A 25639-nucleotide genomic window follows, 5' to 3' on the forward strand; every position below is an offset into this window, starting at 1 on the left:
AGAAGCAATCGCCTAGTCTCTGCGATTGCTTCGCGGAGCTCGCAATGACAAGTATTTAAAATGACAAGTATTTAACCGGACATGATATTAGTTCTTCAGTAAAGTGAGAGGCTTTCTGCGGTAATCTAAGTTTTGTATGAGTTAGTAGACTTGTAGGAGTTAATTTTGGAACGTACATTCTTAGCGATTAAACCCGATGGCGTACAGCGGGGACTTGTGGGCGAAATCATCGGCCGTTTTGAAGCCAAAGGCTTTACTCTAGTAGGTTTGAAGCTAGTTTCAGTCAGCCGCGAACTAGCTGAAGCTCATTATGATGTCCATCGCGAAAGACCATTTTTTCCGGGATTAGTAGAATTTATCATTTCTAGTCCTGTGGTGGCGATGGTGTGGGAAGGCGACGGTGTGGTTGCATCCGCTAGAAAAATGATTGGCGCAACTAATCCTTTGAATTCTGAACCCGGTACAATTCGTGGGGATTTTGCTGTTAATGTTGGCCGCAATATTATTCACGGTTCTGATGCGATAGAAACTGCTCAGCGGGAGATTAAACTGTGGTTTAAAGATGAGGAATTAGTGAGCTGGAAACCTTCTTTAACTCCCTGGCTGCTTGAGTAATTAGTGGGCAAATAGGTTATTATTGGGCGATTGAAATCGCGTCTACACAGACAAAACCCGCCTACGCGGGTTGAAATTCTATAGTCCGCGTAGGCGGACTTGGTTTGTATAGACGCGGTTTCAACCGCCGGACTTGGTTTATGCGGTTTCAACCGCCGGACTTGGTTTATATTAGAGACTGAAAATATTTTAAAGTTCAGATTTCTGTGCTTCTTGCTCTTGAGCTTGCAGTAATATCTCTTGCTGTTTCCCCTCAATTTCTGCGACTGATTCGCCTTCTATGTCTTCAGTCGATTCCACGACAGTACGTTCTGAAAATCCCCACAAAAAGACTAGACCAATCGTAACAACTACCAACCATTGCGGGGGTACTAAACTATCATTAATTACTTTCAATAACAACCGTATTCCCACAAAACCTACTGTAATATAACCCGCATTTTCCAGGTGAACAAACTCTTCAAGCCAGCGGATGAATAAACCTGCCATAAACCGCAGGGCGATAATCCCAATAGTAGCACCCGTAAGTACCAGCCAAGTTTCGTCAGAAATCGCGATCGCAGTGGTGACACTATCCAAAGAAAATGCCAAATCCGTCAGAGCAATTACCGGAATTGCTTGCCAGAGATTCGCAAATCGTGGTTCTTTATGCTCTCCGTCCTCGTCAGTGGCAGACATAAAGTGCTGATAAACTAACCACAGTAGGTAAAGGGCTCCCAGCAGTTCAAACTGCCAGAACTTGATTACCCAAGTAGCAGTGAGAATCAGAATAATCCGCAAAACAAAAGCGACAGCTAAACCAAAGTTCAGAGCTTGAGTCTGTAATTTAGTGTCGGCGATACCCCTTGAGATAGACGCTAAAGCGATCGCGTTATCTGCTGAGAGCACTGCTTCCAAAGCCACTAAAATGACTAACAAGAAAAAGGCATCAATTCCAAAATTTGGGTAAGCGTCGAGAAACTGATCTAGCATTAATAATTTTTTGCACCTAAATTATTTGTCCACCAAGCACTCAGGGCAATTTGCCTACCCTGTAGATCGAAGTGTCACCTTAATTCAGCTTAACCTAACCCGGTCATTTCATCAATAAATGTAACAAATTATTCCAAAAACGCTCGATTTGCCTGAAATTGGTTAAAGCTCAACCCCGTGAGTAAGGAGTTTAATATGTCTCTAACTGATACCCAAGTCTTTGTTGCCCTAGTGGTAGCCTTGATTCCGGGAATTATGGCCTTCCGGCTCGCAACGGAACTCTACAAGTAGAACCGTAACCGCAAGCATGGCTACCCTTGCCTGTCTCGACTGTTAACGCGCTCAGCTTCCCGGATAATAATCGCTCGGTATAGAGTAAATTGTCTGGTATAAGTTTAAGTGCAACTGTCGGGTCAGGCTATTTAATTTTTATTTTCTGTCCTCTGTATCACTTAATTTCTTTAAAATTTCAGCAGCCATCAGCCTGAAAAATAAGGGCAAAGTGTACCTTGCCTGGACTTTCCCAGACTTGGCAACAGCTCAAACTGAGTTAAGGTATCCCAAGATCATGCAAGCGATTCAACCTGCTATCCCCCCTATCCAACCAGAAAAAGGCGATCGCCGTCTTCAGAGCAGAAAGACACGCAGTCAGCGAAGCAGTCCTCACCAAGCGATCGCGATTGAAACAGTGGCGAAGTTAGCCACGAACCTCGTACTTTCAGTATGTGCAGCTTCTGCCCTAGTACAACTTTTACCCTACCATCGCTCCGTACAAGAAAAGTTGCGGGAAATTCAAGGCGAAGTTAAGCTGACTCAAGTGCGAGTGGATCGGGTGCGAACCGATTTCAATCACAACTTTGACCCAGCCCAAGCTAAAAGCATCATGCAAGAGCAGACTAATCGCGTCGATTCTCAGCAACGGCCTGTCGTTTGGGTAGAAAAGAGTTCAACCGATGGAAATGAATAATTAAAAATTAAAAGTTAAAAATTAAAATATCTCTAATTTTTAATTTTTAATTTTTAATTTTTAATTCTTTCCAACCGCCATTACCGTTCGCTCTGTCAAGATTGCCAATGCTGCTTGATATTGTGGGTCAGTTTCGGTGCGGATGCGATCGCCCTCATTTGGTTCTAGGGCAACTATTTTGTCGGGCATAATACCGAGTTTATTAATATCCGTATGGTTCGGTGTCTCGTATTTAGCAACCGTTACAGCCAAGCCAGAACCATCAGACAAGTCAAAAAGCGACTGAATTAGGCCCTTACCAAAGGTCTTTTCGCCCACTAACTTAGCTCTACCGTTATCCTGAAGCGCCCCGGCAAGAATTTCACTAGCGCTAGCAGTCCCTTGATTCACTAAGACTACCAGGGGATCGCGAGTCAATGGTTCTCCAGACGCTTCAAAACTGCCGATAATTCCTTGGCGGTTGACGGTATAGACAATGGTGCCGGCATCCAACCACAGGCGTGCAGTTTCAATCCCCGATTGCAACAGTCCGCCAGGATTGTTCCGCAAATCTAGAATGTAAGCATCGGCTCCCTGTTGTTCCAACTGCTGCACGGCCTTGGTGAGTTCAGAGACAGCGTTAGCACTAAATTGGGCAAGGCGGATGTAGCCAACTGGAATGCTCCCTTGAGCAGAGCGTAATTCAGCATAGACCGGGTTGAGGGCGATGCGATCGCGCACTAACTGGATTTCCTCAGTTGCTTCGCTACCTTCACGAGCGATCGTAAGCTTAACAACCGTTCCCGCAACGCCCCGCATCCGAGTTGCAGCCTCGTCTAACGTCAGTTCAGAGGTGTTAACATCATCAATTTTGAGAATGCGATCGCGCGGTAGCAAACCCGCTTTACCTGCGGGAGAACCATCCAGAGGAGCCACCACAGTCAGCACCCCCGTCTGCGGATCGAGTCCAATTTGTAGTCCCACCCCCGTCAGTTCCCCAGAAGTATTCACCTGCAAGCTGCGGTACTGCTCCGGTTTTAGCAACCGAGTAAAAGGGTCATCCAGAACCGCCAGCATCTTCTGAATCGCACCGTAAGTGGCATCCCGACTCTTCAGAGGTTCTTTGATTGCCTGCTCCCGGATACTCCACCAGTTTTTATGGTTAAAAGTATCGTCCACATAAGAACGGTTAACAATCCGCCAAGCTTCATTCAAAAGTTGCTGTTCCTGAGTTAGCGCCAAAGCCGGCTCACTCCAGCAGCCCAACACCGCCACCAACTGAAGAATTACTAAAACTGCAATACCGAAAACTCGTTTGTACATAATATACCTGCCTTAAATTACCTGACAATGAGCACAAAGCTCCCCTGACCGTCTGTTATCCCTTCCCAGCCTCACGTCTGCAAGCGAGAGAACTCGGCAGAAATTAAAGAGTAGTAATCGTGAATGGTAGACTCAGATTGCGATACACTACAAATACAGCCAAAGTGGTAGTTAAAAAACTGTCACCTCGATCGCAGTCTAGGGGATAGTCGATCTGCCTCTGAATCTCCCTCACCACTGCTGAGGGTAAAATTTCAAATACAGGAATCGATTTTTAGGAATTCTTGCTTCATGTTTTCTAAGCAGATCACCGACTCAAAACCATTCAAATGGTTTGATGAACGCCTGGAAATTCAGGCCCTCGCCGAGGACGTTACAAGCAAGTACGTCCCCCCCCACGTCAATATTTTCTATTGTTTGGGCGGTATCACTCTTGTTTGCTTTCTGATCCAGTTTGCGACTGGATTTGCAATGACCTTTTATTACCATCCAACGGTAGCAGAAGCTTTTTCATCAGTGCAATACCTGATGACCGACGTTAACTTCGGCTGGCTGATTCGCTCCATCCACCGCTGGTCTGCCAGCATGATGGTGCTGATGATGATTTTGCACATCTTCCGAGTTTACCTAACTGGTGGCTTCAAAAAGCCCCGCGAATTAACGTGGGTGACAGGCGTGATTTTGGCTGTCATCACTGTTTCTTTCGGCGTGACTGGCTACTCTCTACCTTGGGATCAGGTTGGTTACTGGGCCGTGAAAATTGTTTCTGGTGTACCAGAAGCCATCCCATTTGTCGGGCCTTTGATTGTTGAGCTGCTACGCGGCGGTGTTAGCGTTGGACAAGGAACTTTAACTCGCTACTACAGCTTGCATACTTTTGTCTTACCTTGGCTAATTGCAGTCTTTATGCTGGCTCACTTCTTGATGATCCGCAAGCAAGGCATTTCTGGTCCTTTGTAAGTTTTTAGTTGTAGGGGCGGTGCCTCTGTGCCCGCCCAGAATTTTGAGTTAAAAATTCAAAATTCAACATTAATAATTGCGTTACAGCCAATAACCAAAAGGAGAACACTCTTAATTATGGCAACAGTAAAAAAACCGGATCTGAGCGATCCAGAACTTCGGGCTAAACTTGCTAAAGGCATGGGCCACAACTATTATGGCGAACCTGCTTGGCCTAATGACTTGCTCTATATTTTCCCTGTGGTAATTATAGGGACATTTGCTCTCTGCGTGGGTTTGGCAGTGCTAGATCCCGCTATGGTGGGCGAACCCGCAGATCCCTTTGCGACTCCTTTGGAAATTTTACCTGAGTGGTATTTGTGGCCAGTATTCCAAATTCTTCGCATTCTTCCTAACAAGTTGTTAGGAATTGCGATTATGGGTGCTATTCCTTTGGCCCTGATGTTGGTTCCCTTCATCGAAAATGTGAATAAGTTCCAAAATCCTTTCCGCCGCCCTGTTGCAACTGCGGTTTTCCTGTTTGGAACTGCGGTGACAATTTGGTTGGGTGTTGGTGCTACTTTCCCAATTGACACATCGTTAACTCTCGGTTTGTTCTAAGACTGAAGTTTGCTTAATTTGACGCTCGTGGAGTTTCCTAGATGTGCTGATGTGCTGTTGGGAAATCTTGACGGGCGTTAAATAATTAAAAATTAAAAATTGAGTATGTGTTAATAAAATGGGGGATTTATTGAGTGGCCTTAGTACCAGTTTTAAATAAGCAATATGTGGAACAGTATGAAGGTAGCTATAGGATTGTAGGCAGTCGGATTTCACTAGATTCGGTCGTTTATCAGTTCCTAATAGGTACGCAACCTGAAGGAATCGTCGAAAATTTTCCTCTGTTAACTATTGAGCAAGTTTATGGCGCGATCGCATTTTATCTCGGAAATCGAGAGGCGATTGATAGTTACCTGAAAGAAGGCGAAGCTAAGTTTGAGGAAGTGCGGCAATCATTTCGCAAAAAAAATCCGCTGCTATATCAAAAGCTAGTGGAATCTCAAGCGAAAAGGCAATCTGACACATGAAAATCAAATTTCAAGCAGATGCAGACCTCAATCAAAGCATTGTCACAGGAACGGTACTACGCCAGCCAAATATAGATTTTCAAACAGCCTCTTTAGCAGGTTTAGAAGGCTTAGATGATAGAGAAGTATTGGCAGTAGCAGCACTAGAAAGCAGAATTATTGTTTCCCACGATCGCAAGACTATGCCTATACATTTTGCTGAATTTATCATGACTAATACTAGCCCAGGAATATTGATTGTTTCACAGAATTTAGCTGTCAATTCTGCGATTGAAGGATTGATTTTGATTTGGGAAGCATCAAGTGCAGAAGAGTGGGTTAACCAAATTGCATCTATTCCTATTTAAATAAAATTGGTATAATTTTAGATGAGAAGTTTTACATGAGTATCGTTATTGCTTACACACTTGAATTATAATCTTAACAAAAATACTAATTATGTCTTTTGCTTCCTAGAAATATTTGCCAGCGAAGGTGGCATTCAATCCTACATTAAAGATATTCTAAAAGCTTACCAATTGGCAACAGAGGTAAACTCGATACCAAAAGCAAAAATATTGCTGCTGCGAGATTCTCCTGAATGCAAAAATCCGTATCAATCAAAAACACTAAAATTTTATTATCTCAAAACTAATCCTGTTTGGTTAGGTAGAATTAGATTCGCGACAAAATTACTAATCTGTTTAATAAAAGAACGACCTAAACGAGTTTTCTGCGGTCATATCAAATTAGCACCGCTAATTCAAACTATCTGCCAAAGTTTAAAGATTCCCTATACTGTAATTACCTACGGCAAAGAAATCTGGGAACCGTTACCGGATAAATACCAAAAGGCACTCAGAGAAGCGGATACAATTTGGACTATTAGCAGATATACGCGCGATCGCGCCTGTGAAACCAACAACCTCCACCCCCAAAAATTCCAGCTATTGCCTTGTACTGTAGATGGAAATATCTTTACTCCCGGCCCCAAGCCACAACACTTAATCGAGCGGTATAATCTCGCTGATGCAAAGGTGTTGATGACCGTAGCGCGATTGTGGTCTGGTGATATCTACAAAGGCGTTGATGTGACAATTCGTGCTTTGCCATTGATAGCACAAACGTTTCCTAATGTCAAATATTTGGTAATTGGACGGGGAGACGATCGACCTCGGTTAGCTAAACTAGCAGCAGATTTAGGTGTTGCTGAGAGAGTGATATTTGCGGGTTTTGTCCCTACAGAAGAGTTAGTAGAACACTACCGCGTTGCTGATGCTTATGTGATGCCGTCTCAGGAAGGATTTGGTATTGTGTACTTAGAAGCGATCGCTTGTGGCATTCCTGTATTAGCTGGGGATGCAGATGGTTCTGCCGATCCCCTGCAAGATGGTATGCTAGGTTGGCGAGTTCCCCACCGAGATGCAGAGGCGGTGGCGGTAGCTTGCATAGAAATGCTGATGGGGGAGGATAAAAGGTGCAATCGCAACTGGTTGAGGGAGGAAACCCTAGCCGCTTTCGGTACGGATACCTTCCTCCAGCAAATTAAACAACTTCTGGATTTGTGAGTAGGATAGAAGTATCCCCTCTGCAAGGATATCAAAGGAGACAACCGTGAACCAAGGCAGTTCCAAAATTTCCCTCAATCTTTCTGGTATTAGCAATTGGCTTATAATCCTGGGAATCGCCTGGTTGTTAGGGTCAATTGGTCTAGGCTGGGTAGTGAAGTCGATTTTAATTTTAATCAGTTTATTATTGTTGGCACCAGCGATCGCATTTTTCGGTCTCCGCTGGTGGTTAAACCGCAACTTAATTCAAGATTCTTGTCCAGTCTGTAGTTACGAATTTCCGGCTTTAAATCAAACTCAGTGCCAATGTCCTAATTGCGGCGAACCGCTTAAAATTGAAGAGGGACATTTTAAACGAATGACACCTCCGGGTACGATTGATGTCACAGCAGTTGAGGTGTCAGCGCGACAGTTAGAAGATTAAATATTTGAGGAAAATCCCTCAATTGCATTAGTCCAGGTAAGCGGACTTTGATTGTGTAGATGCGATTTCAATCGCCGAAATATATTTCCGTAACGCCGCCATCCTGGCGGTCAAATCACCGCCAAGATGGCGGCGTTACATAAAACTTGCATAAATCCTAATTTAATTATCTAGAAGGACAGTAACATCACCATCCATAATTTTATCAATGTTGCTAGTAATCTTCTCTATCTCCCAATCCCACCATTTAATTTCTAAAAGTTGCGCTATTTCAGCATCGCTGAATCGTTGTTTGATTGGCCGCGCAGGATTTCCACCAGCAACAGTATAGGGAGGAATATCGTTGACAACAACCGCTCTAGCTGCAACAATCGCACCATCACCAATTTTAACACCTGGCATGATTAGGGATTCGTAGCCAATCCAGACATCATTACCAATGACAGTATCGCCGCGACTCGGTAAGTCCATTAACTTATTCATTGCGCTTTCCCAACCATTTCCGAAGATAGGGAATGGGTAAGTGGAAATACCGTCTAGTTTATGGTTTGCGCCATTCATAATGAATTTAACATTAGTCGCGATCGCGCAGAATTTGCCGATAATCAGGCGATCTATCCCATAATTATACAACACATTTCTCTCAAAGCCTTCGGGGTCAATAGGATCGTCGTAGTAAGAATAATCGCCAACTATAATATTTGGCGACTTCACGAAATTTTTGATAAAGCATACTCGGCGGTGGTCGGCTAAAGGATAGGGTTTATTAGGATTAGGGCCCAATTGTTCTATCAAATTTTGTCCTCCTATTTTAATAGACTGAGCGTTTAACTTCCTGATTTAGGTGAGCTATTATATCATAATAACGGCAAAGTGTTTTATAAAAAGGCTTTTGCTTTGTCATTCAACACAAAATCTCGTAACGATCCTCACCCCTAGCGGGAAACACAATTATTCTCCAAGAACAATTTTCTCAGTATTTTTATTTAAGAATCGGAAATTGAGCCACCGACATCAACTCGAAATCACCCATGTAACAGTTAAGGCGACGGAAGGGGAGTTATAACTTTACTTAAATTTTCGTTTTCTTCCGGATGAGTTTAGTGAGGTCTAGTAAATTAGATGAGTCTCTGCCACGACCAAAAGTTGGGTGCCATTGATTTACCGCCTTTACGACCTAAACAAAGACGGTAAAGCGCAAGCAATGCCTACCTAATAAATGCTAAATTTTCACACCCGTCGCGCTGTAGATTGGTCAGATTTTATTTAACAAGGTTTGTAATGAAAAGCATCGAAAATTCCTGCATTCATACATTAGTGGAATCGCAAGTAGAGCAAACGCCAAATGCTATTGCTGCGATCTTTCAATCCGAGCAAATCACTTATCAAGAATTAAATCAAAAAGCCAATCAATTAGCACATTATCTTAAAAGCTTAGGTGTTAATTCAGAGACGCTTATTGGAGTATGCGTCGATCGTTCCTTGAATATGCTGATTGGACTTTTGGGAGTCTTAAAAGCCGGCGGTGCTTATGTTCCTCTTGACCCAAGTTATCCCGCAGAGCGATTAGCTTTTATGTTGGAAGACTCCCAGCTTCCGCTACTACTTACCCAAAGCCATCTTCTCAGTTGCCTACCTAAAACAAATAGTATTCGAGTGGTGTGTTTAGACTCAAATTGGCAAGAAATTGAGCAATTTAGCCAAGATAATTTAGAGAGTGAAGTCACCCCAGATAATTTAGCCTATACCATCTACACTTCTGGCTCAACTGGCAAACCTAAAGGCGTGCAAATTATTCATCGTAGTGTAGTCAATCTTCTGCTATCGATGAAACAAGAACCAGGATTTACAAAGCGAGATATACTACTAGCAGTAACGACTATTTCCTTCGATCTTGCTGTTGTCGAACTTTTTTTACCCTTGATAGTTGGGACTCACGTTGTTATTGTCGATCGCGCAGTAGCCATAGATCCAATTAAGTTATCTAAAACCATCACTGAATCTGGCACTACATTCATGCAGGCAACTCCTGCAACATGGAAAATGCTATTAGCAGTTAATTGGCAAGGCAATCGCAATTTAAAAATTATTTGTGGAGGAGAATCTCTAAATCGACACTTAGCCAATCAATTACTAGAGCGAAGTTCCTCCCTGTGGAATATGTACGCCCCGACAGAAACAACTACTTGGTCAACGATTTATCGGGTAGAACCTGGTGAGGAAACCATACCAATTGGTCGCCCAATTTTAAATACTAAAATTTATCTTTTCAAGTATCCACGCAATTCTAACAATAACATTTTTGAGCCTGTTGCTGAGGGAGATAGCGGAGAGATTTATATTGGGGGTATTGGAGTAGCGAGAGGTTATCTTAACCGTCCAGAGTTAACTAAAGAAAGGTTTTTTAACGATCCTTTTAGCAATGAACCAGGCGCTCGTATGTATAAAACAGGTGACTTAGCTCATTATCTATCAGATGGTAATATTGTCATTATTGGACGTAGCGATCACCAAGTTAAAATTCGAGGACATAGGATTGAATTAAACGATATTGAAGCAGCGTGCTTAGATAATTCTGCGGTAGACAATGCGGTAGTTGCTGTTAAAAGTGATGCTGATGGAGATAGTTATTTAGTTGCTTATGTAGTGTTAAATTCACACTCATTAAAACTAAGCTCAGCCGAGTTGCGAGCAGCACTCAAACAAAAATTACCTGATTACATGGTGCCGGCGCTTGTAGTTTTTATGAAGGCTTTGCCATTAACACCTAATTGTAAAGTAGATCGAGAAGCACTACCTACACCAACTCTCGATCGTGTTGAAGAATTTGTTCCTCCTCGCACAGAAATAGAGAAAAAATTGGCTGAAATTTGGATTTCTGTTTTGGGAGTTGAAATTGGTATCCATCAAAACTTTTTTGAGTCAGGCGGAAATTCATTACGCACAGCCTTATTACTAAATCGGATATCGCAAAATTTCCAAGTAGAATTGTCTTTAGATTGTCTGTTCAAATCTCCGACAATTTCTGGATTAGCTGAGGTAATCGAGGTTGTGCAATCTTCCGGATCTACAGCAATTTTTGAAACCAATATTGCTGACTTATCGGCTGATGCAGTCTTAGATGAAACAATTCGCCCGTTGACAATTGCCAGATCCAATCCGAAGCATATTTTCCTGACAGGTGCAACGGGTTTTGTTGGTGCTTTTCTACTGCATGAATTGTTGCTACAGAATCCCCAAGTGACTATTTACTGTTTAGTTCGTGCTGAAAATTTAGCAGCCTCTACCTCTCGACTGATTACCACTCTGCAAAATTACGAAATTTGGCAAGAATCATTTAGCGATAGAATTATTCCCATTATCGGAGATTTATCAAAGCCATTATTGGGACTATCGGCATCACAATTCAGGGAATTAGCAGATATAATTGATGTGATTTATCACTGTGGTGCTTATGTAAATTTGATTTATCCCTACACTGCTTTACGGGATACAAATGTGGGTGGTACTAAGGAGATATTGCGCCTAGGAACTCTGACAAAAATTACACCTGTCCACTATATTTCTACCCTGGATGTGTTTCAATCCTCGAACTATAATCACATGGACTTAATTAAGGAAAAAGATGAGTTACTCAGTCCTGAAGGATATTCAGATGGTTATTCTCAAAGTAAATGGGCGGCTGAAAAATTAGTTATGGCTGCCCGCGAGCGTGGTTTACCAGTTTCTATTTATCGCTTGGGAATGGTGACAGGTCATAGCCAAACAGGTGCTTTTCAACTCAGTAATACAATCTGTCTGATCGTCAAGGGATTGATTCAATTAGGATATGGCCCGGAATTAGAGCTGAACATGAATCTCGCACCTGTAGATTATATCGTTCAGGCGATTCGGTATTTATCAGAGCAACCAGAGTCTATTAATAAGACATTTCATCTATTTAGTTCTCATGTATTATCTATGAATGAACTTGTCTTGAATATTAACGAAATTGGTTATGCTGTTGCTTCTATTTCTTATCCACAGTGGCAGGCAAAACTACTCAATATGTCTCCAGAGAATGCTTTAACTCCGATAGCTTCTCTATTTGTTAAAAAATTACCTTATAGCCAAAAAACTTTTATTGAGACAACATCTTTTGTCTGTCAAAAGTTTGATGACCGCAACACCCAGACTCGACTAGCAGGTACTAATATTATCTGTCCTCCCATTAATTATTCAGTATTAAATGCTTATTTATCCTATTTCCGTCGTCAAGGTTTTCTGTCACAGGATATTTAGTTAACCTATCGGCTTTTACGCATTTAAACCCTGCATATTGATGTATCGCGCTCTATTCCTCTCCCAAACCTTGCAGGGAAGAGAGTTCGGGGGGTGAGGTCATAGATAGTAATAATACAGTTTAGATGCGTAACAGCTTATCACTTTATATCAATTTCCCGATTTACTGTTCACTCCGCTAAGCCTTCTAAGCCTTTAACCCATAGCACCTGTCTGTACATAATTTTACTCAAAAGCGATAATATAGCATCAGGACTTGAAATTCTAAGCTGAGTTAGATTAGAATTATCCTTAGTGACTATCTGCCGACTGACCATAACCCCCAAGATAAAAGCATCTAATTTAGCAAAAAATTTTCTTGACAAATGCCATTTGAATATAAAATAATAACAAATGATCTACTGTCAGAAAAAGCTGCGATTCATTTGACCTAAGTTAAGATCCTCTTACCCTGTAAGATACTGAAATGAAGAGAAATTTACTTGAAAAATTGAAAATTTCTGGCTCTATCATCGAAAGTGTTAGCAACAGTCCAAATAAACCGAAAGAATCCCTAACAAAACAAACACTGTTAAAAATAGCTTTCAGCATGGGTCTGGTTATTGTTGCATCAACAGGCATTAGTTATTTTCAAATTATTTCAAGGATTACTAGCAATTCATTAACTCAATTGGAGCAATACATAAAATTACGCTCGGAACGCGAGAGGTCAATATTTATCTTAGCCGAAGATAACCATAAGTTGCTCAAGCAAGCTTTATTAGATCAACTAAAAGTAGAAGAGAAGCTCGATCCAAAAGCTGAATTCGATCGAAACTTTGTCAGATATCCAGATGACTCAGTTCGCAATCGTCCCGAATTGTTTCAACTTGACAAAACCGCAGGCTTATTTCTCGGTAAAAATGTCAATATTGACACCGAAATGCAGCGGCGAATGGTTGCTTTCTATAAAATTATTAGTGCTTATGGCCCAGCTTGGCGCAATCGCTTTGCTAACACCTATACGCAAATTCCTGAAAATGGGCTGATCATCTATATGCACCAGTATCCGTGGGTTCTTAAAGCACCTTCTAATGAATCTTTCCGCGTCACAGATGATGAATCATTTCAAATCACCAGACAACTCTACAATCCAGAACGTAAAACAGTCTGGACAGGCATTTATTATGACCAAGTAGCTGTAGCTTGGATGGCATCCTGTGTAACACCATTAGATGTAAATGGCAAGCATATTGGTACACTTGGACATGATATTTTAATAGGTGATTTACAGAAGCGGACTATTAATGAAGGGCTTAAAGGCACATACAACATGATTTTTCGAGCCGATGGGCGGCTAGTAGCTCACCCAGAACTTATGCAAAGTATTCAAAAGGGAAATGGACAATTTTCCATCGCCCAATCAGGAGATGCTCATCTACGGCGAATTTATGAATTAGTCAAGAGACATAAACAGGAAACTATTATTATTGACAATTACACCTATGATGAATATTTGGGTGTTACTAAAATCAACGAACCAAATTGGTACTTAGTTACAGTTTTCCCCAAATATCTTCTCACTCAAGAAGCCTTTTCTACTGCTCGCATGATTCTCCTGTTAGGGCTAAGTGCGTTACTGATTGAAATTATTATTGTGTTTTTAATCTTACGGCGCGAAATTTCCGTTCCTCTCAATAAATTAATGGCTGCAACTGAGAGTATTGCTGCTGGTAATCTTGATATCCAAGTTAATGTCAACCGCCAAAATGAATTGGGGCGTTTGGGATATTTATTTAACAAAATGGCTCAGCAAGTCCGCGAATCTTTTGCCGCGCTTGCGAAAACTAATGAGGAATTGGAACTGCGAGTTGAAGACAGAACTGTAGAACTTAAAGAAGCAAAAGAAGTTGCCGATAGTGCTAACCGCGCCAAAAGCGAGTTTCTCGCCAACATGAGTCATGAATTGCGTACACCTCTTAATGGTATCTTAGGCTATGCCCAAATTCTTCAGCGGTCAAAAAGCTTGGGAGAACTCGATCAAAAAGGGATCGGCATTATTAACCAATGTGGTACGCACTTACTCACTCTGATCAATGATATTCTAGATTTTTCTAAAATCGAAGCCCGGAAAATGGAAATCTACGCTGCGGATTTTTATTTTCCCTCATTTTTGGAAGCAGTAATTGAAATCTGTCGAATTAAGGCCGAACAAAAAGGGATTGATTTTATCGATAAAACAGAGGGCGTAATACCCCTTGGCATTCATACGGATGAAAAACGATTGCGGCAGGTCTTGATTAACTTACTGGGGAATGCGATTAAGTTTACTGAACAAGGTAGCGTCAAATTTCTAATCCACTCTCAAAAAGTGGAAAGTGAGGATCGGGAAGTAAATTTATATCGTATTCGGTTTAAAGTTGAAGATACAGGAGTTGGTATAGCCAAGGATCATATTAAAAATATCTTTTTGCCATTTGAACAGTCTGGTAATATGAAGAAGCAATCAGAAGGGACTGGACTCGGATTAGCTATCAGCAAAAATATTGTTGATATGATGGGCAGTACCTTGGAAGTTGAAAGTGAATTAGGAAAAGGTAGTGTTTTCTGTTTTGAGATAGATTTACCCGAAGCTAAGGAATGGGCAAAAAATACTAAAAGTTCTCAGCAGGGAATTATTACTGGTTTCAAAGGCGAGCGCCTAAAAATTTTAGTAGTAGATGATCGTTGGGAAAACCGTTCTGTTATTGTCAATTTACTCAGCCCTATTGGATTTATACTTTTTGAAGCTGAAAATGGTCAAGAAGGACTGGATAAAATTGCTGAGGTTCAACCCAATCTGGTTATTACTGATATTGCTATGCCGATTATGGATGGCCATGAAATGCTTAGAAATTTGCGAAAATTGCCACCATTTGCTAATTTATCAGTGATCGTGTCTTCAGCCAGTGTATTCCAGTCAGATATGCAAAAAAGTATTGATGTTGGAGCTAATGAATTTTTGCCCAAACCTATCCAAGCTGATAGCCTGTTAGAGGCGATCAAAACTCTCCTAAACTTAGAATGGATCTATGAAGAAAAATTACAACCGGAAAATAAACAGGCCTTGACAAACTCTGAAATAGCTGTTGCAATTGTGCCCCCATCGCATGAAGACTTGCTTATACTGTATAATCTTAGTCGTAAGGGATTGATCAAGGATTTACTACAAGAGTTGACGAGAATTGAACAGATAGACAATGAGTTTATACCTTTTGTTCAACATCTGCGCGAATTTGCTAAAGCTTTTAAGCTTAAACAGGTGCGAACCTACATAGAAAAATACCTAGCGGAATCTGAGGGTGAATAATGAATAATTCCTGGTGGCTTTATGAGTGAAATTTCAGAAGAACAATCTATTTTGATTGTAGATGATAATCCCAATAACCTAGAAGTTTTAGCCCACATATTGACAGATGTGGGTTATCAAGTTTCGGTTGCTATTGATGGTGAAACTGCGATTGAACAAGTAGAATATCATCAGCCAGAACTAATTTTATTAGATATAATGATGCCTGGTATTGATGGTTTTGAAACTTGTCGGCGATTGAAAGCTAATCCCTTAACCTGCGAAATTCCGATTATTTTTTTAACCGCTTTATCTGATTCAAATAATAAAGTTAATGGATTATCTGTAGGAGCCGTAGATTATATTTCTAAACCCTTCCAAAGTGAAGAAGTGTTAGCAAGAATTAGAATTCATTTAAAATTATATAATTTAACTAGAAAACTAGAACAGCAGAAACAATTACTAGAAGAAAAAGTTAAATTACGGACTGTGGAATTATTAGCCGCTAAAGAAGCAGCCGAAGCAGCGAACATTGCTAAAAGCCAGTTTCTCGCTAACATGAGTCATGAACTCCGCACCCCCCTGAATGCGATTATCGGCTATAGTGAAATGTTGCAAGAAGAAGCAGAAGATTTAGCTCAAGAAGACTTAATCCCTGATCTGAAAAGAATTCACGGTGCAGGCACACATTTATTGGGTCTAATTAACGACATTCTTGACTTGTCCAAGATTGAATCGGGCAAAGTTGAACTTTACTTAGAAACCGTTAATATCTCACTGTTGATTAGGGAAATTATTATAATGGTTCGACCACTGGTCGAGAAAAATGCTAATGTCTTGGTAGTTGACTGTGCGGACAATCTTGGTTATATGAAAACTGACTTAACTAAGGTACGTCAGAGTTTATTTAATTTGCTTAGTAATGCCTGCAAATTTACAAAGAAAGGTAAAATTACTATTAAGGTAGAAAAAGAGTATCGGAAATCAGGAACGCTCAATGGGGAAGAACACAAATCAGCCATACTCTACATTTTATTTAAAGTAACTGATACTGGCGTTGGGATATCTCCAGAACGAATGGAAAAACTGTTCCAACCCTTCACTCAGGCTGATGCTTCAACTACACGAGAGTATGGGGGGACTGGATTAGGGTTAGCAATTACTAAAAAGTTGTCTCGGATTATGGGTGGAGATATCTTCGTTGAAAGTGAGGTTGGTAAGGGATCTACTTTTACTATTATATTGCCAGCAGAAGTACTGCTACCCAAGTAAAAACAGGGTTTATAATTGTAATGTAAACAATCCATTTACAACCTCAAATGGATGAATTTTTATTTTTTCACTTTTACTTCTTTATCTCATTTAACTGCTGCGGAAGCTGGGCAATAAGTTCAGGACTTATACACCCAACCAAAGAAACCGGGTTTTTTGACGAAAATACTTCGTTATGACCCACAGATTCTCTCAAAAACCCGGTTTCTGGGACGACCTGCGTAAGTCCTAAAGTTTTTCAGTCCTCATTCAGAGGACTTAATTTATTAGACAGGGACTTAAGTCCCTGGCGGGTTTCAGATGGCAGTTGACACCAAGGGGGCAAATGCCCACCCAACAAACTCCTAGCGAACGACTGCGGGAACTGGTTCCGGTTTCAACAAACCTGTTAACATATCCTCTGGTCTTTCTTTATAAGGCCAAGCAAAAGCATGGCGAAAAGCCGCATTCTGACAGGCTTGTAATTGCCGAAAATCGATTACATCCAAAGTTAACAAAGTCTCGTACTCAAACGGTAAGCGGACATTATGCAAACCTGCATTATCTGTGCAAATAGCAATATCAACACCTGCCTCAAAACAGCGGTCAAATACTACCTTTAACTCACGCAAATCCGAAAGCGTTCCTGTCTTCAAATAAGTAGTCGGGCAAACTTCCAAACATTGCCCCATTTTGGCTACTTCTGGTAACAATTCAGGATATTTCAAAGGTATCTGAATCCCGTGACCAATTCGCATTAAATATGGTAATAATTCGGGATAGCAGCCTGAAGGTGTTTCGTAGAGATGGCCAGTGGTTTTGATGCCGAGCGATCGCGCATACTGGTACAATCCCACAAACTCATCCAAGCGATCGGCAATACAAGCATCACCACCCGCTACATCAATAGCACAGACATATTCCCCCATACCCGCCGCCAAATCTACGATCGCCTTATTCACCTCAAAAGGCAAACGCGAGTGCATACACAAAATTTGGCTAGTGACAATCGGACAATCGCTACCCCGACTAGCTTTGCCAACTATTTCCACAATCTTCGCCATTAACTCAATTCTCTCAGACATCGGTAAATGTTCCGGTGTCCGCAAATAAGGCGTATAGCGCAATTCTAAATAAGCTAAATTCTCAAAAATATATGCTCCCCGCATCAACCGATAGATAAAATAGGGTAGCATTTCAGCAGTCTGAACGCTTTCCACCATAGTGTGCAGTTCTAAATACTCATCCAGAGTGTTGCGCGGCTTGGTGTAAAATTGCTCAAACTCAGAATATTCTTCAAATCGACCAGCTATCTCAGCGTCGTGACGTTCAAAATACCGCCACAGAATCCGGGGTACTACAGAACCGCCCAGGTGACGGTGCAACTCAGCGTGTAAAGTCATAACTAACTTCCCCTTTATTTTTTCAAGCTTAACAAAATTAACAAAAATTAATTTGACAGCAGCGACACCATCTGTGCATAATTTGAGTTTGTGTCAACTTTAGCGTTTCGTGAGAGACCCTTGGCTAACGTAGTTGTGATCGGTGCCCAATGGGGCGATGAAGGGAAAGGAAAAATTACTGATTTGCTCAGCAAATCCGCAGATGTCGTTGTACGTTACCAAGGGGGCGTAAACGCAGGTCACACCGTTGTCGTAAACGGTCAGACCTTCAAACTGCACTTAATCCCCTCTGGAATTCTCTATCCTGATACAGAATGTATCATCGGCAGTGGGACAGTAATTGACCCGAAGGTTTTAATTCAAGAATTGGATCAGCTAGATGCGCTGAATATCTCATCGCGCAACTTGATGATATCTCAAACCGCCCACGTCACGATGCCTTATCACAGGTTGATTGACCAAGCATCGGAGGAACGGCGCGGGACTCATAAAATTGGGACGACGGGACGGGGTATTGGCCCGACCTATGCTGATAAGTCGGAACGCACGGGAATTCGCATCCTTGACTTGATGGATGCAGTCGGATTGCGGAAGCAGTTACAGTGGACGATTAATTATAAGAACGTCATTCTGGAAAAGCTCTACGATTTGCCACCCCTTGACCCGGAAGTGGTGATTGAGGAATATTTGGCTTATGCGGAACGGTTGCGTCCCCACGTTGTGGATAGTTCTCTGAAGATTTACGATGCAGTTCAGAAGCGCCGAAATATTCTGTTTGAGGGAGCTCAAGGGACGCTGCTAGATTTGGATCACGGGACTTATCCCTATGTGACTTCTTCTAATCCAGTGGCGGGTGGCGCTTGCGTGGGTGCAGGTGTGGGCCCGACGATGATCGATCGCGTGATTGGGGTAGCGAAAGCGTACACGACGCGGGTAGGAGAGGGGCCTTTTCCTACCGAAATGGTAGATGGAGTGGGACAAGTTTTGTGCGATCGCGGTGCAGAATTTGGGACAACAACCGGCCGCAAACGCCGCTGCGGTTGGTTTGATGCGGTAATTGGCCGCTATGCAGTGCGGATTAATGGTTTAGATTGTCTGGCGATTACAAAGTTAGATGTTTTAGACGAGTTAGAGGAAATTAAAGTTTGCGTTGCTTATGAAATTGATGGCGATCGCATCGAAGATTTTCCTAGTAGTTCTCGAACATTTGCACGGTGCAAGCCTATCTATGAAACCATGCCGGGTTGGAAACAGTCAACCGAAGAGTGCCGAACTTTGGCAGATTTGCCTAAAGAAGCTTTGGATTATCTGAAGTTTTTAGCAGAGTTAATGGCAGTACCGATCGCGATCGTTTCTTTGGGAGCAAGTCGCGATCAAACTATCATTGTGGAAGATCCCATTCATGGGCCGAAGCGAGCTTTGTTGTATGCTAACGGCACATCCGTTGGCGTTCAAGGCTAAGACTTTAATTTAGAATCTGAAGATAGCATGGCGTACTCAGCCATGCTTTAAATTTTTGGTGATAAGTATAAGGAAGAAGGAAGAAGGAAGAAGGAAGAATGTTTATACAGTCAGCTTTTTAGCCATCCTTTCGATCTTTTTGAAAAGGGATTTTCAACCTCTGAATACTTAACTCAAACTTACACGGGGTGATCTAATGGCTAGTGCAGAAGACTTGATTAGAAAAATAGAAATACACGAAGCTCTAAAAAATTGGGTAATACAAGAATTAAAAAGTGCAGGTATTGATTGCGAAGAGCTAGATTTTTATGACGAAAAAGGAGATATTTTTATTAAAAACTTAGAAGATGTGCCAAGAGCACTAGAGATTATTAAAGAAATTAAAGAAGAAAATAGTTAAAGCCAAAACTATGAGCCAATACATTGAGATAAAAACACTAGCAAACATATATCCTTACCAAGCTAAAAAGATTATTAATAAAGGGACGGTAAAGGCTGTCCTGACTACAGGAATAATATCTCCCGCTGCCAAGACACTATTCGATCGATCTGGTATAATATGGGTTGAGAAGATTCCCGAAAGCAGATTTATGAAATCTAAGGCTCAGGACATAGAGCTTGAGAATTAGGAGGAACAAAAATGTTAGAGATCGTATTTTACCCAGGAAATGGTCAGGAGCCTTGTAGCATAGATATAGCCAGCGATTTTTTACGTTGGTTGACGAAATCTGATTTTATAGAAATCGGTGCCGATCGTCCAACAAAAATTCATATAGATGGTGAAGATGCAGAACTCCCTCTAGTTAAGTTAGGTCAAGGTAATCGCAAAAGGCTAAGGGATTTTTTACTTGAAGAGATTAGTGAAGAAAGCGATGCTGTAGTTACCAAGCTTGGAGACTCACCTGCAAAAAAAGAAGTTCAAGCTGTTACTTACAAGCTCAAAAAGCTGCTAGAATTACTCAAGTGTGTTGAAAACGAAAAGTACCAGTATCTCCAGCGATTCTAATAAAATTGAGATTCGGTAGCATAAATTTGGTAGAATGTCATAGCAAGAAACCAGAATACACAAAATGGAACTCACAGTAGAATGTCAAAAGCGGGCAGAAGGCAGTAAACCCAACGCTCTCCGCCGCTCCGGTTTAATTCCCGCCGTACTCTACGGCCACAGCGGCGCGGAATCCATTGCGCTAACCATCAATGCCAAAACCGTTGAAACTCTGCTCAAAAAGCACGTAGTCAACAATGCTCTAATTCAGCTCAACATTCCTGATATTTCTTGGAGTGGCAAAACCTTGCTGCGGGAAGTGCAAGTTCACCCTTGGAAAGGTCATCCCTACCACCTCAGCTTCTTCTCCGTCGCTACGCAAGACAGTCTTGAAGTAGAAGTAAGTCTCCATTTTATCGGAGAAGCAGTCGGTGTCAAAATGGAAGGCGGAATTTTAGACCCCGTACTGACGCAACTCAAACTCAAGTGCAAACCCGACAACATCCCCGAAGCAATTAACGTTGATGTTTCAGAAATGCACGTAGGTGATGCTCTACACATTCACGAACTGCAATTACCTGATGGAGTTGTACCAGTTGGCGAACCAGATCAAGTAGTTGTAAGCGTGTTGATATCTCAAGCCGGAACTGAAGAAACAACAGAAGAAGCAGCAGCAGCAGCAGCACCAGCAGCTTAACAGTTAACAGTTAACAGTTAACCGTTAACTGTTAACCGTTAACTACCAATAACTTCCCAAATGCGATCGCGTTGAGATTCCTCTAGACGGGGCCCGTGAACCTCTACCACGCGGGAGGCGAGATAATTCCCCCAGCGTCCCGCCTGTTGAGGACTCAAATTATTAGTAAGTCCGAATAAAACGCCCCCTGCAAAAGCATCTCCAGCTCCCACAGTATCAATAGCTTGTACTGGAAATCCAGCAACTTTAGTAATCTGTTTATTTTCTACCACCAAACAGCCATTTGCACTGTCAGTAATAAAAGCCAGATTAACTAATTCCCCCAAATTCTGAGCGCACTTTTCCAAAGATTCCAGCTCAAAAAAGCGGCGCACCTCATCGGCATTGCAAAAAAGTACATCGCAATAATTAGCAATTACCTGCCGAAAATCATCAGCAAATCGATCCACTAAAAAAGCATCGGAAAAAGTAAAAGCAACCTTTACTCCCTTGCGTTTCGAGTGTTCCATCGTCTCAATACTAGCCTTTCGAGGATCGGCCGCATCCCAGAGATAGCCCTCAATATAACTGTACTTTGCACAACTGAGGCGATCTAAATCAATATCAGTAGCAGCCAGAGTCGTAGAAACTCCTAAATGAGAACACATAGTACGCTCCGCATCGGGAGTCGTCAGCACCACACAAGTACCCGTAGGCCCGCTCAACTCAGGGGCCGGATGCACATCAAACTCAATCCCCGCCGCCAATAAATCTTGCCGATAGAATTCCCCATTTGTATCCTTAGCAACCTTACCCGAATAAAAGCCGCTACCGCCACTCTGAGCCAAAGCAATCATCGTATTTGCCGCCGAACCCCCCGATCGCAGTTGCAGAGAAGTATGCTCCAAATCGTGCAAAATCCCCCCCTGTTTTTCCGCATCCATCAGAGTCATAGAGCCGCGATTCAAAGCATGGTGTTGCACAAAATCATCTTTCACAAATGCCAAAATATCAACTAAGGCATTACCCACGCCAAATACATCCACTGTCGAACCTTGATTTTCCGTCATAAACCCTTTCTGTTTATACTAATTATTAACTATAGCGGTTTTCAGTTGCATGAGAACAGGGTAATAACCTTGTAAGGTGGGCGCTCGCTGACAAACATCTATAGCTATAATTTATAAGCTTTTTGCAGCGAGCGCCCACCCTACAGTTAATTGTGTCCATCTACTTATCAACCCAAACGCAAAATCAAAATGTCAGATGCTTCTCTTCCTCCTTTAATTCAGCAGATGTTGCGGTCAGAATTTTATCCTCACTCCGTGACAGAACCAATTGAACTGCTTCAGACTCATATTTCTTTTGTACTGCTAACAGGAGATTTTGCCTACAAACTCAAGAAACCAGTCAACTTTGGTTTTTTAGACTATTCAACTTTAGAAAAACGCCATCATTTTTGCACAGAAGAGTTGCGAATGAACCAGCGGGGAGCGCCGGAACTTTACCTAGAAGTTTTGCCTATATATCATAAAGGTGACAATATTTTCACCCTAGAACCTTTTAGCTTACCAGTGGAATACGTGCTGAAAATGCAGCAATTTTCCCAGGATTCCCTGTTTGTAAATATGTTTGAGCAGGGACGGCTAAATGAAAAACATTTAGAGAATTTGGGGCGAGATTTAGCGAACTTTCACGCTAGCGCCCAAGTTAGCGACTATATTCGCAAATTTGGGGAAATCCCTCCTATTCGGGAGGTTATTAATAACAATTATCGACTCTCGGAAAAATATATTGGTGGGCCGCAAACTCAAAAACAGTATGACGAAACTAGGCAATATACAGAAGTGTTTTTTAGCGAGAGGCAACCACTATTTGCTAGCCGCATTCAAAGTAACAAAATTCGTGAGTGTCATGGCGATTTGCATTTGAAAAACATTGCTCTGTGGCACGATAAAATCATGTTATTTGATTGCATTGAGTTCAACGAGCCTTTCCGTTTTGTCGATGTTATGTATGACGTAGCTTTTACGGCAATGGATTTGGAAGCGCGGGGGCGTAAAGACTTAGCAAATGCGTTCTTGAATACATATATTGAACAAACTGGCGATTGGGAAGGAATACAAATTTTGCGATTTTATTTAATCCGTCAGGCTTATGTAAGAGCAAATGTGACTGCTTTTTTACTAGACGATCCGGCTGTGCCAATTATTGAAAAGAATCAGGCTGAAGAAACGGCAGCACACTATTATCAACTAGCTTGTGATTACACAAAACCTCGCCAAGGACAACTAATTTTGATGTCGGGTTTGTCTGGTTCTGGTAAGAGTACAGTTGCTCGATATTTAGCTCGTCGCCTTACTGCTATTCACATTCGCTCTGATGCGGTACGAAAACATTTAGCAGGCGTTCCTTTGTATGAGCGTGGTGGGGATGATTTATATTCTAGTGAGATGAATGGCAAGACTTACAGCCGATTATTGGAATTGGGAATATTGCTAGCTAAGGAAGGCTATACAGTTATTTTGGATGCGAAATACGATCGAAATGATTTGAGGATGGACGCTATTAATTGTGCTGAAGCTAATAACATTTATTTAAAAATCATTCATTGTACAGCGCCTATTGAAGTGTTACGATCGCGACTGCAAAATCGCAAAGGTGATATTGCCGATGCAACTGTTGATTTATTAACCTCACAGCAGTTGGCGGCTGAACCTTTCACGGAAATTGAAAAAAGGTATTTGATAACTATAGATACGACTCAGGATTTAGAATTACAAATGGGTAATGGGTAATGGGTGATGGGTAATTGGTAATTGGTAATTGTTATTGTCATTGCGAGCGCAGCGAAGCAATCCCAACAAGCATTAGCGATCGCTTTGAGCTTGCTGCACTTAGCTGAGGCTGCATTCAAGTTATCCACAAATTCTACGATCGCACCCCTGGGTAACAGAGCGCAATGGTAAGCAATGCCGATGCTGCAAGGGCGGCTATTGTCCTAACATGGTTCCAGAACGTCCAGTCGGTAAGGTATCTAGCCCATAGGTTCGCGCCCTCAGTGCTGTCCGGCTTGACAGCCGCCAGTGCATCATTTAGCGGTACATTGAACGCGATCGTCACGCCTACTGTACCAACTAGATAGAGCAGGCTACCAATGAGCAAGTAAGCAGCGGATTGATGCCACTTTAACAGTGAGGAAATAGCCAGAAAGATGCAAGCCGCAGCCGTTCCGAATAGCGCCATCATAAACAACGGATTAATGGCCGTGATATTGATAGCTTGCATGGCGCTAATACCCTGTGCTGGTTGAAGTCGGGCAAGGGCACTCATCACGAAAGTTGAGAAGGCAAAAAAGACTCCAGCCATCAGCCCGCAGCCTATTGCCGAGACGAGCTTCAAAGCAAAAAACGAGGGATTAGTAATCGCCATAAAACCTCCTATAAATTACTGTCCAACACCCCTTCACTCGTCCCTAGTAACTTCATTTAATTGCATTGTCTCTTCCTATGGCTGAAGTCAGCTTATAGCTGCGCGTTTACTTCAGAAATCCACTGGACGAGTTGAATAATGACACCGTTTGGATCGGCAACCTGAAAGAATCTCTCTCCCCAAGGTTCTGTCTCGATTGGTGTTGCGATCGCCACGCCTTCTGCTTGTAATCGCGCGTATTCACCATCAATATCATCCACCACGAACACAACTAACAGACCATCTGCTCGATGTCCGCGCATCTGCGTCGGTTTAAAGCTTTCCAGTCCAGTCCGAAGGAAAATAAGGTTAAAACCAGCGTCCTTTCTGGAGAGGGAAACGAAACCGTCGGCTGACATATCTTCGCTAAAGCCAAAGTGTTGCTTAACGAACGTAGCCGATGCCGTAACATCATCAACATTGAGTGAAATAGCTGAAGCAGTAATCTGCATCATGACTCCTTTATTAGGATAATAGACGGTAAAGGTTGTTAGCGATCTAAACCATTTTTCTCGAAACTATTACTTCTAATTTATTGCATCTGGTTCCATGTACATAATTTCCCAAATGTGGCCATCTAAATCTTGAAATCCATGTCCATACATAAAACCATGATCTTGCGGTTCAGTGTATGTTGTTCCGCCAGCGGCGACTGCCTTGCGAACCATTTCATCAACTTTTTCTCGGCTCTCGGTAGACAAACATACAAGCACTTCTGTGCTTTTTGTTGCATCACAAATTTCTTTGGGCGTAAACGTCTTGAACTTGTCTTCAGTCAATAACATGACGAATATATCCTCGCCCACAATCATGCAAGTCGCCGTCTCGTCAGTAAATAGGGGATTAAACTGAAAGCCGAGGCTAGTAAAGAACTCCACAGACTTATTTAGATTTTTGACGGGTAGATTCACGAAAATTTTAGTAGCCATGTTTTCTCCTTTTTAAGGTTA

General features: G+C 42.0%; 25 protein-coding genes. 17 read left to right on the plus strand and 8 right to left on the minus strand.

Annotation, left to right across the window (positions count from 1 at the left end; translation table 11 throughout):
- The first annotated feature begins 165 nt into the window (after window positions 1–165).
- Window positions 166–615, plus strand: coding sequence for a nucleoside-diphosphate kinase (ndk, locus tag PN499_RS20665; protein ID WP_272034160.1), 450 nt, complete (start codon window positions 166–168; stop codon window positions 613–615).
- A 189-nt stretch (window positions 616–804) separates the two neighbouring features.
- Here ndk and PN499_RS20670 read toward each other — a convergent pair whose 3' ends face one another.
- Entirely contained in the window at window positions 805–1587 is a 783-nt protein-coding gene (locus PN499_RS20670) for a TerC family protein (RefSeq protein ID WP_272034162.1), read from the minus strand.
- 195 nt (window positions 1588–1782) lie between these two features.
- Between PN499_RS20670 and psaM the strand changes: the two genes are divergently transcribed.
- Window positions 1783–1878: a photosystem I reaction center subunit XII gene (gene psaM / locus PN499_RS20675; RefSeq protein WP_019487414.1), complete on the plus strand. Its 96-nt coding sequence runs from the start codon at window positions 1783–1785 to the stop codon at window positions 1876–1878.
- Window positions 1879–2155: 277 nt separating this feature from the next.
- Entirely contained in the window at window positions 2156–2554 is a 399-nt protein-coding gene (locus PN499_RS20680) for a slr1601 family putative cell division protein (protein ID WP_272034165.1), read from the plus strand.
- 60 nt (window positions 2555–2614) lie between these two features.
- On the opposite strand, the gene ctpA is transcribed toward PN499_RS20680, so the two are convergent.
- Window positions 2615–3856, minus strand: coding sequence for a carboxyl-terminal processing protease CtpA (gene ctpA, locus PN499_RS20685; RefSeq protein WP_272034166.1), 1242 nt, complete (start codon window positions 3854–3856; stop codon window positions 2615–2617).
- Between the two features lie 291 nt (window positions 3857–4147).
- Here ctpA and petB point away from each other — a divergent pair, with 291 nt between their 5' ends.
- The 6 genes from petB to PN499_RS20715 all read left to right on the plus strand — a co-directional run bounded on the left by petB (window position 4148) and on the right by PN499_RS20715 (window position 7854).
- Window positions 4148–4816: a cytochrome b6 gene (petB, locus tag PN499_RS20690; protein ID WP_272034167.1), complete on the plus strand. Its 669-nt coding sequence runs from the start codon at window positions 4148–4150 to the stop codon at window positions 4814–4816.
- 117 nt (window positions 4817–4933) lie between these two features.
- Entirely contained in the window at window positions 4934–5416 is a 483-nt protein-coding gene (gene petD / locus PN499_RS20695) for a cytochrome b6-f complex subunit IV (protein WP_272034168.1), read from the plus strand.
- A 134-nt stretch (window positions 5417–5550) separates the two neighbouring features.
- Window positions 5551–5883, plus strand: a complete 333-nt coding sequence (locus PN499_RS20700) for a DUF433 domain-containing protein (RefSeq protein WP_272034169.1) — start codon at window positions 5551–5553, stop codon at window positions 5881–5883.
- Complete coding sequence (locus PN499_RS20705) at window positions 5880–6230, plus strand: DUF5615 family PIN-like protein (protein WP_272034171.1); 351 nt, start codon at window positions 5880–5882, stop codon at window positions 6228–6230. Before PN499_RS20700 ends, PN499_RS20705 begins: the two co-directional genes overlap by 4 nt.
- Before the next feature lie 48 nt (window positions 6231–6278).
- Window positions 6279–7430: a glycosyltransferase gene (locus PN499_RS20710; RefSeq protein ID WP_272034172.1), complete on the plus strand. Its 1152-nt coding sequence runs from the start codon at window positions 6279–6281 to the stop codon at window positions 7428–7430.
- A 46-nt stretch (window positions 7431–7476) separates the two neighbouring features.
- Window positions 7477–7854, plus strand: coding sequence for a hypothetical protein (locus PN499_RS20715; RefSeq protein WP_272034173.1), 378 nt, complete (start codon window positions 7477–7479; stop codon window positions 7852–7854).
- 162 nt (window positions 7855–8016) lie between these two features.
- Here PN499_RS20715 and PN499_RS20720 read toward each other — a convergent pair whose 3' ends face one another.
- On the minus strand, window positions 8017–8637 hold the full coding sequence (locus PN499_RS20720; protein ID WP_417063892.1) for a Vat family streptogramin A O-acetyltransferase: 621 nt from the start codon (window positions 8635–8637) through the stop codon (window positions 8017–8019).
- A gap of 498 nt (window positions 8638–9135) precedes the next feature.
- On the opposite strand from PN499_RS20720, the gene PN499_RS20725 reads away from it, so the two are divergent.
- From PN499_RS20725 to PN499_RS29600, 3 genes are all read left to right on the plus strand, one after another.
- Entirely contained in the window at window positions 9136–12135 is a 3000-nt protein-coding gene (locus PN499_RS20725) for a non-ribosomal peptide synthetase family protein (RefSeq protein ID WP_272034177.1), read from the plus strand.
- A gap of 466 nt (window positions 12136–12601) precedes the next feature.
- Window positions 12602–15463, plus strand: a complete 2862-nt coding sequence (locus PN499_RS20730; protein WP_272034180.1) for a hybrid sensor histidine kinase/response regulator — start codon at window positions 12602–12604, stop codon at window positions 15461–15463.
- 21 nt (window positions 15464–15484) lie between these two features.
- Window positions 15485–16714, plus strand: coding sequence for an ATP-binding response regulator (locus tag PN499_RS29600; RefSeq protein WP_334311710.1), 1230 nt, complete (start codon window positions 15485–15487; stop codon window positions 16712–16714).
- 344 nt (window positions 16715–17058) lie between these two features.
- Here PN499_RS29600 and PN499_RS20745 read toward each other — a convergent pair whose 3' ends face one another.
- On the minus strand, window positions 17059–18096 hold the full coding sequence (locus tag PN499_RS20745) for an amidohydrolase family protein (protein WP_272034182.1): 1038 nt from the start codon (window positions 18094–18096) through the stop codon (window positions 17059–17061).
- Window positions 18097–18216: 120 nt separating this feature from the next.
- Between PN499_RS20745 and PN499_RS20750 the strand changes: the two genes are divergently transcribed.
- The 4 genes from PN499_RS20750 to PN499_RS20765 all read left to right on the plus strand — a co-directional run bounded on the left by PN499_RS20750 (window position 18217) and on the right by PN499_RS20765 (window position 21239).
- A complete protein-coding gene (locus PN499_RS20750) occupies window positions 18217–19557 on the plus strand; it encodes an adenylosuccinate synthase (RefSeq protein WP_272034184.1) in 1341 nt (446 codons plus the stop codon).
- Window positions 19558–19753: 196 nt separating this feature from the next.
- The gene (locus PN499_RS20755) at window positions 19754–19957 is read left to right on the plus strand and encodes a hypothetical protein (RefSeq protein WP_272034186.1); all 204 of its coding nucleotides are present in this window, start codon (window positions 19754–19756) and stop codon (window positions 19955–19957) included.
- Window positions 19958–20197: 240 nt separating this feature from the next.
- Window positions 20198–20563, plus strand: a complete 366-nt coding sequence (locus tag PN499_RS20760) for a hypothetical protein (RefSeq protein ID WP_272034188.1) — start codon at window positions 20198–20200, stop codon at window positions 20561–20563.
- 64 nt (window positions 20564–20627) lie between these two features.
- Window positions 20628–21239 carry a 50S ribosomal protein L25/general stress protein Ctc gene (locus PN499_RS20765; RefSeq protein ID WP_272034190.1) on the plus strand — a complete coding sequence of 204 codons (612 nt, stop codon included), beginning with the start codon at window positions 20628–20630 and terminating at the stop codon, window positions 21237–21239.
- Window positions 21240–21277: 38 nt separating this feature from the next.
- Here the strand turns inward: PN499_RS20765 and PN499_RS20770 are convergent, their stop codons facing one another.
- Window positions 21278–22288 (minus strand): adenosine kinase, encoded by a 1011-nt coding sequence (locus tag PN499_RS20770; protein ID WP_272034192.1) that lies wholly within the window; start codon window positions 22286–22288, stop codon window positions 21278–21280.
- 189 nt (window positions 22289–22477) lie between these two features.
- Between PN499_RS20770 and PN499_RS20775 the strand changes: the two genes are divergently transcribed.
- Window positions 22478–24016, plus strand: a complete 1539-nt coding sequence (locus PN499_RS20775) for a bifunctional aminoglycoside phosphotransferase/ATP-binding protein (protein WP_272034194.1) — start codon at window positions 22478–22480, stop codon at window positions 24014–24016.
- A 133-nt stretch (window positions 24017–24149) separates the two neighbouring features.
- Here the strand turns inward: PN499_RS20775 and PN499_RS20780 are convergent, their stop codons facing one another.
- The 3 genes from PN499_RS20780 to PN499_RS20790 form a co-directional block, all read right to left on the minus strand.
- On the minus strand, window positions 24150–24587 hold the full coding sequence (locus PN499_RS20780; protein WP_334311711.1) for an anthrone oxygenase family protein: 438 nt from the start codon (window positions 24585–24587) through the stop codon (window positions 24150–24152).
- A 155-nt stretch (window positions 24588–24742) separates the two neighbouring features.
- Window positions 24743–25144, minus strand: coding sequence for a VOC family protein (locus PN499_RS20785; RefSeq protein ID WP_272034198.1), 402 nt, complete (start codon window positions 25142–25144; stop codon window positions 24743–24745).
- 72 nt (window positions 25145–25216) lie between these two features.
- On the minus strand, window positions 25217–25618 hold the full coding sequence (locus tag PN499_RS20790) for a VOC family protein (RefSeq protein ID WP_272034200.1): 402 nt from the start codon (window positions 25616–25618) through the stop codon (window positions 25217–25219).
- Window positions 25619–25639: the final 21 nt, after the last annotated feature.

The sequence above is a fragment of the Kamptonema animale CS-326 genome (assembly GCF_028330895.1).
In the GTDB taxonomy this organism is placed as follows: domain Bacteria; phylum Cyanobacteriota; class Cyanobacteriia; order Cyanobacteriales; family Microcoleaceae; genus Kamptonema; species Kamptonema formosum.